The 18629-nt window shown below is 72.2% G+C and carries 16 protein-coding genes; 9 read left to right on the forward strand and 7 right to left on the reverse strand.

Annotated elements, in window-relative coordinates; genetic code table 11:
- Positions 1-75: 75 nt before the first annotated feature.
- Positions 76-1548, forward strand: a complete 1473-nt coding sequence (locus tag AB0M88_RS02790) for an ATP-binding protein (RefSeq protein ID WP_364094353.1) — start codon at positions 76-78, stop codon at positions 1546-1548.
- Here the strand turns inward: AB0M88_RS02790 and AB0M88_RS02795 are convergent.
- Positions 1538-2674, reverse strand: a complete 1137-nt coding sequence (locus AB0M88_RS02795) for a glycosyltransferase family 1 protein (RefSeq protein WP_364094356.1) — start codon at positions 2672-2674, stop codon at positions 1538-1540. The two genes, AB0M88_RS02790 and AB0M88_RS02795, sit on opposite strands and share 11 nt — an antisense overlap.
- 100 nt (positions 2675-2774) lie before the next feature.
- On the opposite strand from AB0M88_RS02795, the gene AB0M88_RS02800 reads away from it, so the two are divergent.
- Complete coding sequence (locus tag AB0M88_RS02800) at positions 2775-3725, forward strand: DMT family transporter (RefSeq protein ID WP_364094359.1); 951 nt, start codon at positions 2775-2777, stop codon at positions 3723-3725.
- On the opposite strand, the gene AB0M88_RS02805 is transcribed toward AB0M88_RS02800, so the two are convergent.
- The 3 genes from AB0M88_RS02805 to AB0M88_RS02815 all read right to left on the reverse strand — a co-directional run bounded on the left by AB0M88_RS02805 (position 3631) and on the right by AB0M88_RS02815 (position 7378).
- Positions 3631-4338: a glycerophosphodiester phosphodiesterase gene (locus tag AB0M88_RS02805; protein WP_364094362.1), complete on the reverse strand. Its 708-nt coding sequence runs from the start codon at positions 4336-4338 to the stop codon at positions 3631-3633. The genes AB0M88_RS02800 and AB0M88_RS02805 overlap by 95 nt on opposite strands.
- An 81-nt stretch (positions 4339-4419) precedes the next feature.
- Complete coding sequence (locus tag AB0M88_RS02810; RefSeq protein ID WP_364094365.1) at positions 4420-5634, reverse strand: MFS transporter; 1215 nt, start codon at positions 5632-5634, stop codon at positions 4420-4422.
- Positions 5635-5773: 139 nt separating this feature from the next.
- Entirely contained in the window at positions 5774-7378 is a 1605-nt protein-coding gene (locus AB0M88_RS02815; protein WP_364094368.1) for an acyl-CoA dehydrogenase family protein, read from the reverse strand.
- 511 nt (positions 7379-7889) lie between these two features.
- Between AB0M88_RS02815 and AB0M88_RS02820 the strand changes: the two genes are divergently transcribed.
- The 4 genes from AB0M88_RS02820 to AB0M88_RS02835 are packed head-to-tail and all read left to right on the forward strand — an operon-like array spanning position 7890 to position 13188.
- Entirely contained in the window at positions 7890-8654 is a 765-nt protein-coding gene (locus tag AB0M88_RS02820; RefSeq protein WP_364094371.1) for an AAC(3) family N-acetyltransferase, read from the forward strand.
- 38 nt (positions 8655-8692) lie between these two features.
- Positions 8693-9172 (forward strand): hypothetical protein, encoded by a 480-nt coding sequence (locus AB0M88_RS02825; RefSeq protein WP_364094374.1) that lies wholly within the window; start codon positions 8693-8695, stop codon positions 9170-9172.
- Positions 9165-10301: an MFS transporter gene (locus tag AB0M88_RS02830; protein ID WP_364094377.1), complete on the forward strand. Its 1137-nt coding sequence runs from the start codon at positions 9165-9167 to the stop codon at positions 10299-10301. The genes AB0M88_RS02825 and AB0M88_RS02830 overlap by 8 nt, the downstream gene beginning before the upstream one ends.
- A gap of 10 nt (positions 10302-10311) precedes the next feature.
- Positions 10312-13188 carry a prolyl oligopeptidase family serine peptidase gene (locus tag AB0M88_RS02835; protein ID WP_364094380.1) on the forward strand — a complete coding sequence of 959 codons (2877 nt, stop codon included), beginning with the start codon at positions 10312-10314 and terminating at the stop codon, positions 13186-13188.
- A 181-nt stretch (positions 13189-13369) separates the two neighbouring features.
- Here AB0M88_RS02835 and AB0M88_RS02840 read toward each other — a convergent pair whose 3' ends face one another.
- Positions 13370-13600, reverse strand: a complete 231-nt coding sequence (locus AB0M88_RS02840) for a three-helix bundle dimerization domain-containing protein (protein ID WP_364094383.1) — start codon at positions 13598-13600, stop codon at positions 13370-13372.
- Between the two features lie 43 nt (positions 13601-13643).
- Here AB0M88_RS02840 and AB0M88_RS02845 point away from each other — a divergent pair, with 43 nt between their 5' ends.
- From AB0M88_RS02845 to AB0M88_RS02855, 3 genes are all read left to right on the forward strand, one after another.
- The gene (locus AB0M88_RS02845) at positions 13644-14408 is read left to right on the forward strand and encodes a methyltransferase domain-containing protein (protein WP_364094386.1); all 765 of its coding nucleotides are present in this window, start codon (positions 13644-13646) and stop codon (positions 14406-14408) included.
- Between the two features lie 135 nt (positions 14409-14543).
- Complete coding sequence (locus tag AB0M88_RS02850) at positions 14544-15251, forward strand: phosphatase PAP2 family protein (RefSeq protein ID WP_364094389.1); 708 nt, start codon at positions 14544-14546, stop codon at positions 15249-15251.
- A complete protein-coding gene (locus tag AB0M88_RS02855) occupies positions 15244-15945 on the forward strand; it encodes a phosphatase PAP2 family protein (protein WP_364094392.1) in 702 nt (233 codons plus the stop codon). Before AB0M88_RS02850 ends, AB0M88_RS02855 begins: the two co-directional genes overlap by 8 nt.
- Here the strand turns inward: AB0M88_RS02855 and AB0M88_RS02860 are convergent.
- Complete coding sequence (locus tag AB0M88_RS02860) at positions 15942-17417, reverse strand: mannitol dehydrogenase family protein (protein WP_364094395.1); 1476 nt, start codon at positions 17415-17417, stop codon at positions 15942-15944. The genes AB0M88_RS02855 and AB0M88_RS02860 overlap by 4 nt on opposite strands.
- Before the next feature lie 144 nt (positions 17418-17561).
- Positions 17562-18524 carry a hypothetical protein gene (locus AB0M88_RS02865; protein WP_364094398.1) on the reverse strand — a complete coding sequence of 321 codons (963 nt, stop codon included), beginning with the start codon at positions 18522-18524 and terminating at the stop codon, positions 17562-17564.
- Positions 18525-18629 lie beyond the last annotated feature (105 nt).

The raw sequence follows: 18629 nt of genomic DNA on the forward strand, positions 1-18629 counted from the left end.
GGCGGGGCGCGCCGGCCGGGGGCGGCCCACTAGATCAGGGAAGCGGATCGTGTGCGGGCGTGTCACTCTGGGGTTATGTCTGACGCGAGCTCCGCGCGGCCGCGCGGCGAGACCTTCCAGTACGCCGGTGCGACCGTTGAGCTGGTCGAGCCGGTCACCGTGCTGGCCGCGGCCCGGGTCAACCCGGTCGAACTGCTGCGCAGCGCCTCCTGGCCGGCCCCGGTCAACCGGGTCGGGCTGACGGTGTCGAGTGAGGACCGGCCGGAGGGGCCGGTGCACACGTTCGCGGCGGCGGTCAGCACGGCCGACGAGCCGATGAGCAAGGAGCGCATCCGGTCGCTGGTGCTCGGTCACGATCCGGTCGGGCTGCTGCTGGCGAAGCGGATCGAGGCCGGTGACCCGATCGCGACCAGGTTCGTCGACGGGGTCGGGGCGGCGGCCGTCGCCGCGTACCGGAAGTTGGGCCTGGACCGCCCGGAGAAGCCGGCGGCGAGCCGCGAACCCGGCACCCTCGCCGACGCCGTGGTCGGCCTGCAGGCCGGCGTGACCTACGACGAGAGCGGCACCGTCATGCGGCTGACCGCCGAGGTTCCCCGCGACGAGGTGACGCCCGCCCACCTGCAGGCCTTCGTCGGCCTGGTCCTGCAGGCGGTGGTCGAGCTGGCCGGGCCGAAGGCCCTCGAGGGCCGGCGCTACACGGTGAGCCGCGACAACCTGCCGAAGACGCCCACCACCACCCAGGACGTCACGCTCGACATGGTCGGTGGCCTGGCCGACATCGTCGGCGAGCTGCGGCAGATCGCGGTGTCGTTCCGGCATCCGGAGGCGATGGCCCGGTGGGGCGCCCGCCGCCCGCAGGGCATCCTGATGTACGGGCCGCCCGGCACCGGCAAGACGATGCTGTCGCGGGCGCTCGCCAACGAGATCGGTGCCGACTTCCGCGAGATCCGCACCCCGGAGATCCTCGACAAGTGGCTGGGCGGCTCCGAGCGCAACATCAAGCAGATCTTCCGCGACGCCCGGCACTACCGGCAGCCGACGCTGATCCTGTTCGACGAGTTCGACTCGATCGTCAGCTACGCCGGCTCGGGCGGCGACGCGGCCAGCCAGGCGCTCAACGCGGTGGCCGGCATCTTCAAGCAGGAGATGAACGACCTGATCGAGGCCAACCCCAACGTGATCGTGGTGGCGACGACCAACTTCCCGCACCGGGTCGACGACTCGCTGATCCGCTCGGGCCGCTTCGACGTCAAGATGAGCGTGCCGAAGCCGGACGCGGCCAGCCGGTCGGAGATCTTCCGCAAGATGATCCGCGGCCTGATCGCGGCCCACGAGTCGGCCGGCTTCCACATGTTCGCCGACGACCTCGACCTGGCCGCGCTCGGCGAGGCGAGCCACGGCATGACCGGCGCCGACATCAAGGAGGTGCTGCGCCGGGTGCAGCTGGCCAAGGCGATGCAGGACGCCCGCACCGGTGGGGTGGTCGAGCCGATCTCCCAGGCCGAGCTGCTGGCCAGCGTCCGCGACCTGGCCGGTCTCAGCGGCTGAGCGCGGCCAGGGGCTCGTCGCGGTCGGCCAGGACCTTTCGATAGTGGGTCAGCAGCTCGTCGCCGATGGCGGTCCACGTGCGGTGCTCGACCGAAAGCCGGGCCCGGCGGCCCATCTCGGCGCGGAGGTCCGGCCTCGCGGCGAGGCACTCCACCGACGTACGCAGGGAGGCCGTGTCGTCCGGCGGGAAGAGGAAGCCGGTCCGCCCGTGGTCGACCAGGTCGAGCGGCCCGCCCGCGGCCGGCGCGACGACCGGGACACCGGCGGCCAGGGCCTCCTGCACGGCCTGGCAGTACGTCTCGTTGGCGCCCGTGTGCACGAAGACGTCGAGGCTGGCGAGCAGTCTGGACAGTGCCGCCCCGCGTCGCAGGCCGGTCAGGACCGCGTCCGGGAGGCGGCGGCGCAGGAGATTCGCGTCGGGGCCGTCGCCGACGACCACCAGGCGGGTGTTCGGGATGCCGTCGAGGTGGGCCAGGAGGTGCACCCGCTTCTCGCGGGACAGCCTCCCGACGTACCCGATGAGCGTCCCGCCGCCGGGGGCGAGCGAACGACGCAGCTCCTCATTCCGGTGAGAGGGGTTGAAGAGCGAGGTGTCGACGCCGCGCCGCCACAGCGCCATGCGGGCGAAGCCGCGTTCCTCGAGTTGCCGCCGGGTGTCGGTCGACGGCACGAGGGTGAGGTCGGCGGCGTCGTGCAGCCGCCGCAGCTCGCGCCAGATGAACGGGCCGAACACGCCGAACCCGTGCTGGGCCGCGAACCCGGCCGCGTCGGTCTGGAACACCGCCACCGTGGGCAGGCCGAGGCGTTTCGCGGCCCGCATCGCGGAGGTGCCGATCAAGGCCGGGCCGGCCAGGTGCACGATGTCGGGCCGGTAGCCGGCGAGGACCCCGTGCAGGTACGACATGGTCGACAGGCCGAGCCGGTAGCTGCGGTAGCGGGGCAGCGGAACGCTGCGCACGCCGACCGTGGGGAAGCCGGCCACGTCGCCGGGAACCGGGGACGGCGCCACGACCAGCGCGTCGTGCCCGTGGTGGCGCAGGTGCTCCAGCGTGCGCACGACCGAGTTGGCGACGCCGTTGGCGAAGTCGACGGGGCTTTCCGAGATGACGGCCACCCGCATCCGCATGGCGTCCATTGCACGCCCGTGTGGTGGTCGCCCGGTCGCCCGGCCGTGAACAGTCGATGACCGATGAGTACGGCGGCGTTCGCTGTGCGATCGTCGAATCATGGTGCTGGTCGTCGTGCTCGGGCTGAGCGCGGCGTTCCTGCTGGCGCTGTCGGCCTCGCTCCAGCAGCGCGCCGCCCGCCGGGTCGTGACGTCGGGCCGGGCCTTCTCGCTGCTGCCGGTGTTCCATCGGTTGGTCCGGTCACCGGTCTGGCTCTGCGGCCAGCTGACGAACGTCGGCGGCGTCGTCGTCCAAGGCGTCGCGCTGCACCTCGGGTCGATCGCCGTCGTCCAGCCGCTGATCGCCACCCAGTTGCTGTTCGCGCTCCCGCTGGGGGCGCGGCGCCTGCGGGCCCGCGAGTGGCTGGCGGCCGCCGCCATCGTCGGGGCGATCGTGCTGTTCCTGGTCGTGCGCGGGACGGCGCCACTGTCCGGCTATTCCGACCGGCTCCGCACCGTCATCGCGGGAGCGTGCACGCTGGTCCTCGCTCTGCTGCTGGTGATCGTGGCGGTCAACCAGCGGCCACGCGTCTATGCGACGTTGCTGGCGGTGGCGGGCGGGCTGTGCTCGGCGATGAGCGCGGTGTTCATCAAACTGACCGCGGAAGACCTGGTCACCCGGGGCGTGGTCAAGACGGCGATCGACTGGCCGGGCTACGCGCTGGCGGTGTCCACGCTGTGCGCGCTGCTGCTGGGACAGCAGGCGTTCGCGTCCGGGTCGCTCGCGGCCGCGGTGGCCGCCGGGTCGACGACCAACCCGGTGGCGAGCTACGTGATGGGCATTCTGGTGTTCCACGCGCCGCCGCCCCACGGGGTGGGACCGTTGGTGGCGCTGGCCGGCACCGCACTCCTGCTCCTGGCCGGCACGTGGGGGCTGGCCAACTCGCCGGCCGTCCAGCACGACGAGCCGGCGCCGGTTACGCCGCCAGGGCCGCGCCGGCCGGAAAGTCGTCCACCGGCCGACCGTCCCGCTGAGCCACGATCCCCTTCAACATCGGCAGGCTCTTGCTGATCACGCCGGTGACCCCGATCCTCCGGGCCCGCGCCAGCGCCTCCTCGGTGTCGACGGGCCACGCCAGAACCCGGTCGGTCGCCCGGCGGAGTTCGGCGACCACACTCGACGTGAGAAGGCTCAGGCGGATGGAGACCCCGTACACCCTCTCCCGCCGGAGGCGGGCCCGCAACCGGGCGAGCTGAAGCGGATCACTCGCCGAAAGCACCCGGCCGACCTCGGGGTGGCCGGCGAACGCGTCGAGCATCCGCCACTGCTTGGTGCAGACCGACAGCGGCACACCGGGCGCGTACGCCCGGATCTCCGCCGCCACCCGCGCCGCGACCGCCAGCGACGGCCCCTTGAGATCGAGCATCAGCCGCGGATCGCCGGCCGCCACCGCCAGCACCTCGTGCAGCTGCGGCACGACCAGCGAACGCCGCCGGTTGAGCTCGGTGGGGTGCTCCCAGTAGTAGTGAGGCCCGACGGCCTTGCGGTGCCGCACCTCGAGGGCGCCGCGGTAGAGGTGAACGTCGGCCTCGACGAGGTCGACTCCGGCCGCCAGGGCGGCCCGCAGATCGGCGAGGGTGTTGCCGGCCCGGTGCGCGACGGCAAGCAGGGGGCGGTCGTCCATAGCCGGAAAGCTAGACGTCGATGAAAACCACCACGTCGATCGCAGGCGACCGGCGGCTGATCGGGGAGCGAACGGCGATCGCTACCCCGCGGCGATCCGGCCGTAACTCCGCCACGGCAGCAGCAACCCGCTCGACGCCACGATCATCCCGCAGATCAGCATCGCGGCCCGAACGCCGAACGCCGCCGCCAGCGCACCGCCGAGCACGATCCCGAGCGGCTGGCTGCTACGCGAGCTGATCGACCAGCACGCGATCACCCGCGACAGGTAGGCGTCGTCGGTGGCCTCCATGCGGTAGGACGCGAACGCCGGATTGAACACGCCGGACCCGCCCAGCGCCAGCGTCTCGGCGGCGACGACCAGCAGCAGCCCGCCGACGCCGGCCGGCACCACCGCGAACAGGCCGGTCCAGAGCGCCCGCCCGACCCCGCTCGCCAGGAGCACCCGGCGGGGCCCGAACCGGGCCACCAACGGTTTGAGCGCCGTCGCCCCGACTACCCCGCCGACACAGGGGAGTCCGAGCGCCAGACCGTACTGCCAGGGCGGGAAACGCAGGTCGCGCAGCAGGAGCACGGCCAGCAGGGGAGAGGTCGCCATCAGCCCGGCGCCGAACACCTGCGAGTTCACGAACAGCGCCCGCAATCCGGGATGCCGCGCGATGTAGCGCCACCCGTCCAGAGTCTCCGTCCACCGAGCGGAAGACCCCGATGGCCGGGCGGGTGGCGCCGGTTCCGGCGCCCGCAATTTCCGTACGCCGTAAGCCGACCCGAGAAAGCTCAGCGCGTCGATCGCGATCGTCACCGGGATGCCGACCGCGGACGTGACGGCCCCGCCGAGCGGCGGCCCGACGCTGTTGAGCGTCCAGAACGTCGCCTCGAACCGTCCGTTCGCGGCCGGCCGGTCGGCCGGCGCGACCAGTGCCTTGAGGTGCGCGCCCGACGCCGCGTTGAACACGATCGCCCCCGCGGTCTGGCCGATCGCCACGAGGCACAGCTGCGGATAGGTCAGCACGTGCAACCCGATCGCCGCCGGCACGCTCGCGAGCGCGGCGCACCGGACGACATCGGCCGTGATCATTGCCGGCCGCTTGCGGTGGAACTCGACGAACGGCCCGGCCGGCAGCCCGATCAGGGCCGCGGACAGCCCGGCGACGGCGGCGAGCAGCGACACCTGGAACGGCGGCACGTGCAGCACGAGCACCGCCACCAACGGCAGGGCACCGGTGCCGACGGCGCTGCCGGCCTCGCTCGCCGCGTACGCCACCCAGAGCCGCCGGAAGTCCGCCCCGAGCGCCACCGCGGCAGCTTAGTCGCCAGCCGTGACCGGGCCACCGGCGTACGGGATCGGGCCTCTGGCCGCCCATCCGGGCCACGACGTCACCCTCGCGCATCGCCTCGACGAACATCATCGTCGTTTTGTCCGGGCGCTTGGGAACCTATGCCGGCGCCGCGCGCTCGACGATCGCTTTCGCCGCCACCCCGGACGGCAGGGTCCCGAAGGCGTGCCCCCAGTCGCCGCCGAGCCGGCTCGCGCAGAAGGCGTCGGCGACCTCGCTCGGCGCATGCCGCACCAGCAGGGAGGCCTGCAACACCAGTGCCATCCGCTCGGTCTCCCGCCGGGCCTGACCCTCGTCGGTCTTGCCGAGCCGGGCCTTCAACGCGGCTGTCGCCGCATCCAGGCGGTGGTCACCCCCGGCGGCCAGCTCCACCTCCTGGAGGTACGCGGTGAGACTGTCCGGATCCTTGTGCATCGTCCGCAGCACGTCGAGGACCTGGACGTTGCCCGAGCCCTCCCAGATCGAGTTGAGGGGCGAATCGCGGAAAAGCCGTGGCAGGCCCGACTCCTCGACGTAACCGTTGCCACCGAGGCACTCCAGCGCCTCACCGACCACGGCCGGCTGCCGCTTGCACACCCAGTATTTGCCGATCGCCACGGCCAGCCGCTGGAACGCCCGCTCGCCGCGGTCGGCCGCCCCGGCCAGCCGCATCGCCAGCGTCGCCGCGGCCTCCGACTCGACCGCCAGGTCGGCCAGCACGTTGGTCATCGCCGGCTGCTCGGCCAGCACTTTCCCGAACGCGCTCCGGTGCCGCGTGTGGTGAATCGCCTGGCTCAGCGCGGCCCGCATGCCCGACGCCGACCCGGTCACACAGTCGAGCCGGGTCATCGCGACCATCTCGATGATCGTGCGCACGCCGCGCCCCTCATCGCCGACGAGCCACGCCACCGTGTCGTCGAACTCGGGCTCGCTGCTGGCGTTGCTCCGGTTGCCGAGCTTGTCCTTGAGCCGCTGAATGCGGAAGGTGTTCCGCTCACCGTTCGGCAGGACCCGCGGCACCAGGAAGCACGAGAGCCCCTTGCCGGTCTGCGCGAGCACCAGGAACAGATCACACATCGGCGCACTCGTGAACCACTTGTGGCCGCGCAGCCGCCAGGTGCCGTCCGGTTGCGGGGCCGCCGTCGTCGTGTTGGCCCGCACGTCGGAGCCACCCTGTTTCTCGGTCATCCCCATGCCGGCGAGCAGGCCCCGCTTGGCTGCCGGCGTCCGCAGGCCCGGGTCGTATTCCCGGCTCGCCAGCAGCGGCTCATAGACCGCGGAAAGCTCCGGCGCGTTCCGCAGAGCCGGCACGACCGCATAGGTCATCGTGATCGGGCAGGAGTGCCCGGCCTCAACCTGCGACCACACGTAGAGCCCGGCCGCCCGCGCGACGTGCGCCCCGGCCCGGTCGTCGGCCCAGGCGGCACCGGCCAGCCCGGCGCCGACGGCGACCCCCATGAGCTGGTGCCAGGCCGGATGAAACTCGACCTCGTCCACCCGATGCCCGTAACGGTCGTGGGTGACCAGCCGAGGCTCGTACCGGTTCGCCTCATCGGCCCACCGCTGCGGCTCGGCCGTGCCCGCCAGCTTCCCGAGCCGGTGCAGGTCACCGACCGCCCAGGGTGCCCCTTCCCGGGCCACCCCGGCCAACAGCGCCGCATCGGCCGCCACGTCATAGTCAACCAACGGCGGCGGCTGGTTGAACACCTCGTGCGTCCCAGTCACCTCCCGAATCTACTCCCGGGTAACCCCAGCCTCCAGCCCCGTCCGCTTCCTCCGGACCCAGACGAGTCGTGACGGTATGTAATTGTGAATCCCAGCGCGCGACGGAATGCTGTTCCGGCCGAAAGAATCGCCGCCGGCGAATTGCCAAATTCGATGGCCGGCGGCGAGTCGCGTGCGGCATCGATGCCGTTTCGAATTGTGCGCGGGCGCTCACGGGTCGAGCGCTTCGGCTTCGGGCACGGCGGATGAGCGCCTACCAAGGCAGGAGCCGGGTGGATCGCCCGGGCCGGTCGTGGCTCGCCGTCGACCTGGCGGGCAGCGTGCGGGCCGGCGCACGGCCCGGGTGTGTCGGCCTGGTTGCCGTGTGCGGGGCTCCGTGCCGCTGCTGTGGTGTCCGGCCGCAGGTTCGCTGCGGTCACCCTCCGGCGAGGGTGGGCTGCGGCCGGAAAGGGAACGGCAGGCCGAAGTCGGATCGGGGAAAACGACTTGGCCGCACCGGTAGGTTGCCGGAATGGAATATTCGACCGTCGATACGCTCACGGCTCAGCTGCGGGCGCTCGGGGTGCGGCGGGACGGTGTGTTGCTGGTGCACTCGTCGTACAAAAGTCTGGGCCACGTGATCGGCGGCCCGCAGGCCGTCGTCGAAGCCCTGCTCGCGGCCGCCGGCACGCTCGTCGTGCCGACCCACACTCCGGAGAATTCCGACCCGGCGGCCTGGGCCCATCCGCCGGTGCCGCCGTCCTGGTGGGAGCCGATCCGCATCGAGTCGCCGGGCTTCGATCCGGCCCGCACCCCGGCCAGCCGCTGGATGGGGCGCCTCGCCGAGCTCGTCCGCACCTGGCCGGGGGCCCGCCGCAGCGACCACCCGCAGGTGTCGTTCGCGGCGGTCGGCCCGCGGGCGGCGGCGGTCGTCGACGGGCACAGCCTCACCGACAACCTGGGGGAGGCGTCGCCGCTCGGGGCGATCTACCGGATGGACGGGCAGGTGCTGCTGCTCGGCGTGCACCACGACGCCAACACCTCGCTGCACCTGGGCGAGGCCCGGCAGCCGTCGCCGCCGATGCACACGACCGGGTCGTCGGTGCGGGGCCGCGGCTGGACGACCTGGACCGAGGTCGACGTCGACGCGGGCGACTTCGGGGTCCTCGGCGAGGCCCTCGAGGAGACCGGCGTGGTCACGCTGGGCCCGGTCGGCGCGGCGACCGGGCGGCTGATGCCGCAGCGGGCGGCGGCCGACTTCGCAACTGCCTGGATTCCGGTGCACCGGGCCGGTTAGAGTTCCCGCCGACTTTCGATCTTGGAGCGGGGACCAGAGTGAGTATTGGGTTCGAGTGGCGGCGGATCGCCGGGGCCGACATCGCCGGGCTGACCGCGAAGGAACTGAACGACCTGGTTTCCGGCGGACCGGAGGACGAGCTCTACCGCACCGGATACGACGGTGTCGTGGTCGGGGCCCTGCTCGGTCTCGGCGACGGCGCATCTCGCGGGGCCGAGGCGTTCGTCGATATGCCGGCCGATTGGGACGACGACTACCTGGTGGGAACGATCGGCGCCTACGCCGTACGGGAAATTGCCGCCGCCATGCTGGCGGCGGAATGGCGGACCTGGCTCACCGCGCATTTTGACGGTCTGATGGCCGGCGCCGAGGAAGCGGGTTATGAAAAAGCGGTGGTCGGGGCCGCGCCGGACGGTCCGTGGGCCGATCATCTGCTGCGTTGTGCCGGCGAGCTGACGCGGTTTTTCGGGGCGGCCGCGGCGGCGGAGGAATCCGTCGTCTTCTCGATGAGTGCGTGACTTCCGGCTGTTCTGGGCGGGCCAGACCGTAAGCCGGTTCGGCAGCGCGATCACCACGGTTGCGCTGCCGCTGGTCGCGGACGGCGTGCTGCACGCGTCCACACTCGAGATCGCCCTGCTGTCGGCCGTCTCCTGGCTGCCGTGGGTGCTGATCGGGCTGCCGGCGGGCGTGTGGGTCGACCGGCTGCCCCGCCGCCCGCTCATGATGGTCTGCAATCTGCTGGCGCTGCTGGCACTGGCCACCGTTCCGCTGTTTCTCAACGTCGCGCATCTGCTCGCGGTGGCGCTGGTGGTCGGCGCGGCGACGGTCTTTCTCGACACCGCGGCCCAGGTCTATCTGCCGTCTCTGCTCAGCGCTTCCGAACTGGGCTCCGGCAATGCCAGACTGCACGGCAGCGAGGCGGCGGCCCAGATTGCCGGGCCGGGTGCGGGCGGTCTCCTGGCCCAGCTTTCCGGGGCCCTTTTCGGGCTGCTGGCCGACGGTTTCACCTTCCTGTTCGCGGCGCTCTGCCTGCTTTTTGTGCGCCGCCGGGAGCCGGTTCCCGCGGTCCGGCGAAAGGTCGCCCTGGGCGACGGCATCCGCTTTCTCGTACGCGACCGGTATCTGCGCACGATGACTCTCTTCGGCGCGGCCGCGAACCTGGCGCTGCTCGGCTACCAGTCGATTCTGGTCCCCTTTCTGCGCCACGAGAACGGGATCGCGCCCGGGCTGGTGGGTGTCGTCGTGGCCGTGATGAGCAGCGGTGGCGTACTGGGAGCAATGCTCGCCACCCGGGTGGCCCGCCGTTTCGGCGAGGTCCGCGGCATGGTGTTGTGCCAGGTCGTGGCCGCGCCGTTCGCCCTGCTGATCCCCGTCGGCGGGCTCGGCCCGGTGATGGTGGGCGGATTCGCGGTCGGGGCCGGGATCGTCGCCGGCAACGTCATCAAGGACAGCTTCCGGCAGACCTACACCCCACGGCACCTGCTCGGCCGGGTCGTCACGGCGATGCAGTTGTTCAACTACGGCGGCATCCCGCTCGGCGCTGTGATCGCCGGCCTGCTGGGCTCCACGATCGGGCTGGCGCCCGCGATGTGGGTCATGACGTCGGTCCTCGTGGCGTCGACGCTTCTTGTCGTACCCCTTCTCTAGGTTGGACACCGTGGAAGCGTTTCCGGCGCGGCTGGCTCGCACGCGCCGCTTCAGCGCGGGCACGCCCACCGACCTGAGCTGGGCCGGCGGCCACGTGCGGTTTCTGCGCGACGGCGACCTCTTCGAAGCCGACGGCCAATCCGGCACGGAGCGACTGCTGGCCGCCGGCGTCGATTCCTATCACGGGCCGGCCTTCGTGCGCGGCGACGGCTTGTGGACGATCGCCGGCGGCCTCCGGGCCGCCGGGCGGGTGACCCGCGTGCGGTCCGATCCGGCCGGGCGCCGTTTCGCGTACGCCGAGGACTCCGCGCTCCGCGTCCTCGACCACGACGCCGACCTGGGCCCGGCCGGGCGCGACTTCATCTGGTCGCCCGACGGCACGCGGCTTCTGGTCACCCTGGTCGACGATTCCGGCGTGCCCCGGCGCAACGGCGTCCCCTACCCGGTAGCCGGCGAACCCCTCCCGCGGATCACGCTGGCCGTGGTCGACCTCGACGGGACACGGCGCGAGTTCCCGGTCGGCGACTACCTGGCGCGGGCCGGCTGGGATCGGCACGGACCGCACGCGGTGGTCCTGACCCGCGACCAGCGCACGCTGCGGCTCCTCCAACTCGACCCCGAAACCGTGGTGCACGAACAGCGGGACGAGCCCTGGGTCACCGTCGTGCCGGGCCTGCCCGCCCGCCTCGACGACGGAACAGTGGTCGCCCACCGCGACATCGACGACACCCGCCACCTGACCGTCGGCGGAGAGGTGGTCACGCCGGCCGGGCTGCAGCTGCGCTCAGTGCTGTCGGCCGACGACGGAGTGCTGTTCACGGCCTCGGCCAAGCCGGACGCCACCACGCTCTGGTCCTACCGCGGCGCCCTGCGGTGTGTCGCGGCCGTGCCCGGCGCGACGAGGGACGGGCAGTTCGTCCACTTCGCGACTCCGGGGCACGTCACCGTGGTCCGGGAGGTGGGACGGCCTGTGGTGGTGCGCTCGATGAGCGAGATGGGCGAGGCAGGCCGAATAGGCCCCGCCAGTGGGGTGGGCCCGGTGGGCGGCGTGGATCCGGCGGACGAGGTGGGCCGGGTGGGCGGCGTGGATCCGGCGGACGAGGTGGGCCGGGTGGGCGGCGTGGATCCGGTGGGCGAGGCGGCCTTGGCGGACGAGGTGGGCCGGCTGGGCGACGGTGACCGGGTGGGCGAGGCGGGCCGAGCGGATTGGGTGGGCCAGCTGGGTGACGTGGCCCCGGTGGGGGACGCGGACCGGGCGGGCGACGAGACGGGCCTCGCGCGCGAGATGGCCCTGGAGGGTGAGGGGGGCCTGGCGCGCGAGGCGCGCCCGCTGGGCGACGGTAACCCGGTGGGCAAGGCGGGCCGAGCGGATTCGGCGGGCCGGCTGGGCGACGGTAACCCGGTGGGCGAGGCGGGCCGAGCGGATTCGGCGGGCCGGCTGGGCGACGGTAACCCGGTGGGCGAGGCGGGCCGGCTAGGCCACGGCGACCGGGTGGGCGAGGCCGGCAGTGCGGATTGGGTGGGCCGGCTGGGAGCGGGTGACCGGGTGGGCGAGGTAGGCCTAGCGGGTGAGGTGGGCCAGCTGGGCGACGTTGAACCGGTGGGCGAGGTGAGCCTGACGGGCGAGGCGGCCCTGCTGGGTGAGGTGGGTCGGCTGGGCGACGGCGGCCCGGTGGGCGAGGTGGGCCGAGGGAATTGGCTGGGCCGGCTGGGCGACGGTGGCCGGGTGGGCGAGGTGGGCCGAGGGGATTGGGTGGGCCGGCTGGGCGGCGCTGACCGGGTGGGCGAGGTGGGCCGAGCGGACTGGCTGGGCCGAGCGGGCGAGGTCGGCCAGTTGGGCGACGTGGACCCGGTGGGCGGGGCGGGCCTGGCGGGTGCGGTGGGCCGGCTGGGCGATGGTGACCCGGTGGGCGAGGTGGGCCGAGCCGGTGCGGTGGGCCCAGCGGGTCAGGTGGGTCAACTGGGCGCGGCGGACCAGATGGGTGAGGCGGACCGAGCGGGCGCACTGGGCCGAGTAGGCCGGGCGGGCCGAGTGGGCGAAGTAGGCCGGGCGGGCCGAGTGGGCGGAGTAGGTCGAGCGGGCCGAGTGGGCGAACTGGGCCGAGCCGCTCCGGCGGGTCGAGGGGGTCGCCTGGGCGGGGTGCGGGCGTACAGGATCGGTCTGGAGCGGGCGTCGCTGATGCTGCCGCCGGGGCACCGGGGCGGCGCTGCCGTTCCGGTTCTGCTTGATCCTTATGGTGGTCCCAGCCGGCAGCGGGTTGCCGGCGTGCCGGACTGGCGTGACCTGCTGTCGGAGTGGTTTGCCGGGCAGGGGTTCGCGGTTCTGGTCGCCGACGGTGCCGGCACCCCGGGCGGTGGCCCGCGCGACGAGCGCCGCATCTACGGTGACCTCTACACCGAACCGATCAACGATCAGATCCGGTCGCTGCGCGCTGCGGCTGACGCCTGCCCGGACCTGGATCTCGGGCGGGTCGGGATCCGTGGGTGGTCGTTCGGTGGATCGCTGGCCCTGGCCGCTGTGCTTCGCCGTCCGGACGTTTTCCATGTCGGCGTGGCCGGGGCCGCGGTCACCGACCAGCGGCTCTACTTTGCCGAGTCCCGGGAGCGCTACCTGGGCGACCCGGCCGAGCATCCGGAACACTACGACGCGGGCGACCTGGCCGCCGAGGCGGCGCGGCTGACCCGGCCGCTGCTGCTGATGCACGGCCTGGCCGACACCAACGTCCTGCCCGAGCACACGACACGCATGGTCGCGGCCCTGAGGGTGGCGGGCCGCGAGCATGAGGTGCTCTATCTGCCCGGCGTCGGTCACTCCGCGATCGGCTCCCCGGCCACCGAACAGATCCTCTCGGCGCAGCTGGCCTTCCTCCGCAGACACCTGCAGTAGGTTGCGGGAGCCGTTCGTGCTCAGCGAGCGGGCCGATTCGGCGCTTTCCGACCGGGCGGCGGGCGGTCGGCCAGGTCGGCCAGGTCGGCCCGGTCGGCCCGGTCGGCCCGGTCGGCGAGGTCGGCGAGGACGAGGTCGCGTCGAAACGGGGGCCGTGCTCCAGGGAAAGCAGGCAGGCTGCCTATGGCTGTTCGGTGCGCACGTGGACGGTCTCGCCGTGGCGGCGGAGGTCGTCGGTGACCTGGCCCTCGGTCATCGCGACGAGGTGGTCGTCGATCGTGGCGTGCTGTTCGAGTTCGGTGTAGGTCTCGTGGACCTCGCGGTCGATCCGGTCGCGGTCGACGCCGGGGAAACGCTGGGTGAGGCTGTCGGTGAGGTGGTCCAGGGCAAGGTCTGGGTTATCGACGCTCATAACCGGGAGGTTCCCGGGGGCGCCGCGTGGTACACATCGGGCCATGACGCGTGTTTTCGCCGCCGGTGAGGTGGCCTGGCAGCGCCGGCTGGGGACGCTCCGGCAGGTCGTCCGGCAGGAGTTGGTGGCCCGTCAGCTGGGCGGGCACGTCGGGCCGGCGCCGCAGCGGATTCTCGACGCCGGGTGCGGGCAGGGCACGCAGGCGCTGCGCCTGGCGGCGGCCGGGCACGACGTCACCGCGGTCGATTCGTCGCCGTCCCTCCTGAAAGAGCTGCGCGATCAGTCGGGGTCGCAAAACGTCTGTGTAGTAGAGGCGGACATCCTGGACATGCCGGTCGAGGGCGTGTTCGACGTGGTGCTCTGCCACGGCGTACTGATGTATTTCGCCGACCCGGCGCCGGTCCTCGATGCCCTCGCCGCGCGGGTTGCTCCCGGCGGGATCCTGTCGCTGCTGGTGCGGAACGCCGACGGCCTGGCGTTGCGGCCCGGCCTGCGCGGGGAGTGGGCGGCCGCCCGGGAGGCGTTGTCGGGAACCGCCTACCGCAACCAGTTGGGCCTCGACACCCGGGCCGACCGGCGGGCCGACCTGACCGCGTCGCTGGGTGGGCGCGGGCTGGGCGTCTTCGACTGGTACGGCGTCCGCGTCTTCACCGACACGGCGGCCGACGACGCCCCGCTTCCGCCCGGGGAGGAGCTGACGGTTCTGCTGGAGGCGGAGGCCGAGGCCGCGCACACCGACCCGTACCGTTCGGTCGCCGCGCTGACCCACCTCCTGGCGCGCCGGCCGCCGGAGCCGGAATGCCCTTGACCGCCGGGCCGGACCGGGCGGCGTTCCGGTGGGAACGAGCATGCCGCCACGCCGAGCATCGGCCGGGTCTGGAAGCCTGCCGTCACCGACAATATGTAGGTGAATGGACCGCGGACCCCGGGTATAGGACCCGGCGTGAGAGACGACCAGACGATCGAGGTGCGGGTGGCCGTCGCGGCGGTCGGGGCGGTGGCGCTGCTCGTGCCGGCCGCGCTCATCGGGGTGCTGATCGTCGGGGACGTCGGGTGGCTTCACCGTATTGATCTTCGCGTGACCGGCGCCGGGCACGGGTGGGCGGCCGGGCATCCGGGGTGGGTGCGGTTCATGGAGATCTGGTGCCTGGTCTTCGACCCCAACTCGTGGCGGGTCGCGGCGCTGGGGCTCGTGATCTGGCTGGCCCGGCGTCGCGCGTGGGCGCTCGCCGTGTGGGTCGCGGCCACGATGACGGCCGGCGGGGTGCTCGGTGCGGTGCTCAAGTTGCTGGTCGGGCGGCACCGGCCCGATCTGCTCGACCCGGTGGCGCGGGCGTCCGGCTATTCGTTCCCGTCCGGGCACGCGCTCAACAACGCCCTCGCGGCGAGCGTGTTCCTGCTCGTCCTGCTGCCGGTCTTCGCCCGGCGGCGAGCATTTCTCTGGGCCGGTGCGATCGTCATCCCGCTGATCACAGGTCTGAGCCGGATCGGTCTCGGCGTTCACTGGACGAGCGATGTCGTGGCGGGCTGGCTGCTGGGCGTCGCCGTGACCGCGGCGACTGCCACCGCGTACCTCTCGTGGCGGAGCCGGCGCCGCCGGCGCAACCCACACCCGGTTTTGGAGGGGTTGGAGCCCGGCGTGGGTGGGTAGTGGCACCGCCATGTTCGCGGCCTACGCACTTCAGACACTCAAGCGCATCATTGTTCCGCTCGCGGTCCTGCTCCTGGCGATGATCGGTCTCGGACTTCTGATCACGAAAGTGCTGGAGCACGACTGGCCGTTCACGGTCGAGGACGGGATCAACCGGGGCTTCGCGGCGCACCGCACCGACCCGGCCAACGTGATCACGCTGATCGGCAGCTTCGTCGGCAGCACCCCGTGCATCATCGCGGTCACCGCGATCGTCGCATTCATCCTGCTCAAGACCCTGCACAGCTGGCGCGAGCCGCTGTTCCTGTGCGCCGCGGTCAGCGCCCAGGCGCTCGTCTTCCTGTTCACCACGCTCGCCATCGACCGCCAGCGCCCGGCCGTCCACCACCTCGACAACTCTCCGCCAACGTCGAGCTTCCCGTCCGGGCACACGTCGGCCGCGACCGCGCTCTACTGTGGTCTCGCGCTGGTGCTGGCCATGCAGGTCCGCCGCACCTGGGCGAAGGTCCTGTGCTGGCTGCTGGTCGTGTTCCCGCTCTATGTGGCGGTCTCCCGGCTCTACCGCGGCATGCACCACCCGAGCGACGTCACGGCGTCGTTCGTCAACGCGGCGGTCTGCATCACGATCATGGCTTTCGCCATTCTCAATCCGCACGTCGCCTGGAGGCGATCCTCGATCGCGGCCAAATCCTAGGACTTGGCGAGCTCTTCGAGCGTCGCTCGCGCTCCGCTCTCGTGCAGGGAGGTCAAAACCTTCCGGTACGCGGCGACGAAGCGCTCGCTGTCGACCAGGTCGCCGAAGACGTCCCGGTTCTCGATGAAGGCCAGCGGTTCCGACCGTTGCCGCCGCGCGATCGGGACCAGGGTGTCCTTCAACTGGTCGACCACGTCGATCGGCTCGCCCTGCTCGTCGACGCCCTCGGCGTACCGGGCCCACGACGCCACCACCGCGGTGGCCCGGAGGATCTCGCCGCCGGTGTCGAGGTTGTGGCGGATCACCGGGAGCAGCCACTTGGGGATGCGGTCGGAACTCTCGGCGCACAGCCGGGCGACCGTGTCGCGCACCTGGGCGTTGGAGAACCGCTCGATCAGTTGCAGCTGGTATTCGGCCAGGTCGACGCCGGGCACCTCCTCCAGCGTGGGGGTCGCCTCCCGCCGCATGTAGGTCAGCAGGAAGTCGGCGAACAGCGGATCCTGCGCGACGTCGTGCACCAGCCGGTAGCCGGCCAGCCAGCCGAAATAGCAGAGCCCCTGGTGGGAGGCGTTGAGCAGGCGCAGCTTCATCAGCTCGTACGGCTCGACGTCGGGCACCACCTGCACCCCGGCGTCCTCGTACGGCGGGCGGCCCAGCCCGAAGCTGTCCTCCAGCGCCCACTGGGTGAAGGGTTCGCAGACGACCGGCCAACCGTCGTCGATCCCGTAGGTCTCCCGGACCGCGGCGCGGTCGTCGTCGGTCGTCACCGGGGTGATCCGGTCGACCATGCTGTTGGGGAACCGCACCTCCTCGGCCATCCAGGTCGCCAGCCTCGGGTCACGCAGCCGGGCGAACGCCACGAAACTGCGCCGGGCCGCGTCCCCGTTGCCCTGAATGTTGTCGCAGCTCATGATCGTGAACGGCGGTACGCCGCGCTCCCGCCGCCTTTGCAGGGCCGCCGTGATCAGCCCGAACGTGGTCCGCGGCTGGTTTCCCGGCCGCAGGTCGTGCTGGACGTCGGGGTTCTCGGCCATGAACTCGCCGGTGACCGCGTTGAAGTTGTACCCGCCCTCGGTCACGGTCAGCGAGACGATCTTCGTGTCGGGCGAGGCCATCTTCTCGATGACGGCGCCGGGGTCGTCCGGCGCGTACAGGTATTCCTTGATCGACCCGATCACCCGGGCGTCGAGCGTGCCGTCGGGCGCCTTGACGATGAGCGTGTAGAGCCCGTCCTGCGCGGTCAGCACGTCGCGCATCCGCTGGTCGGCCGGCATCACGCCGACCCCGCAGATCGCCCAGTCGAGGGCCTTGCCGTCGTTCATCAGCCGGTCGAGATACATCGCCTGGTGGGCCCGGTGGAACCCACCCACCCCGAAGTGCACGATGCCGGTGCGCAAGGTGCCCCGGTCATAGGCGGGCGTGGCCGGCCCGGCGGGCAGTGACGACAGGTTCTCGGCGTTGAGCGGCAGCATGGCGAAGTCCTCCCTGCGGCGGATCGGGGATCATCCTCAGCATCGCACCGAACCCGCGGGGCCACCGGTGCCCGACTCTCACAAACTTTTTACCGCCTCCGTCACCGCGGCGGGGAAGTCAGGGCCGGCACCGCGGCGGGGAGGTCAGGGCCGGTCCGCGTGGCCGGCGACGGCTACCGGCAGGCGGCTGACGATGGCCCGGGCCCGGTTGTCGATCAGGCGCGACACCAGCTGCTGGGCGTAACCGAAGGTCAGGGCGTACGCCAGGATCTGCCGCTGGGAGTCGAGCGCCGAGAAGCCCGGCACGAAGTCGCCGCCCAGCAGGAGCAGGCCGGTCACCGCGGTGAACGCCCCCAGCGGGAGCTTGAACACCGCGAGCGCCACCGGGATGTCGTACGGCGTCGGGATGCCGTGCAGGCCCCGGATCGCGAACGCCGCCGCGGCCGCGCTGCCGAGCAGGCCCAGGCCGACCACGATCAGGATGTCCTCGGCGGTCGGCAGTGTGTGGTCGCCGTGCGGGCAGGCCATGGTCAGCCCGCCGCCGGGGGCGAAGCACAGCGGCATCGACTCCGGGTGGGTGGTCACCAGGGCGACCATGACGCCGACCATGACGATCAGCAGGCCGGTGCACTTCACGACCAGGTTGCGGAACGTGCGCACGCGGGCGAAGATCTGGTCCTCGGCCGTGAAGCCCGCCCGCATCGCCTGCTGGAAGTGGGTCCGGCAGAAGAGGTCGTCCTCCGTCAACTTGCGGATGTCGTGCAGGCGCGGGTCGTCCGCGTCCAGGACGGCCCGGGCGCGCGCCATCACCGACGGGAGCAGCACCCGGATCTGCTCCTCGGTCATCAGGTCGACGAGGAACACCTCGGCGGCGTGGACGTTCTCGAACGCCGTGGTCACCGACAGCCCGCGCCAGTGGTCGAGCAGTGGGCGCCCGCGCCGGTTCTGCTTCCGTACCGCCGCGTCGGCGCGGTCCAGGAACGCGTCGACCGCCGCGGCCGACGGTCCCGGATCGGCTCCGGCGCACGCGATGTCCTTGAGCCGGCGGAGGGTTTCGACGCGTACGGCCAGGTCCTGCGCCCACTGCTCGTTGAGGAGGTCCGTCATGTCCCGCTCTGACGGACACAACGGACGGACGAGCTCGGGACGGCGTACACGAGAAAGCGCCCACCGGAACGGCGAGGCCGTGCCCCCGGCCTCGCCGTTCCGTCA

The organism is Actinoplanes sp. NPDC051411, from assembly GCF_040682075.1.
Taxonomy (GTDB): Bacteria; Actinomycetota; Actinomycetes; order Mycobacteriales; family Micromonosporaceae; genus Actinoplanes.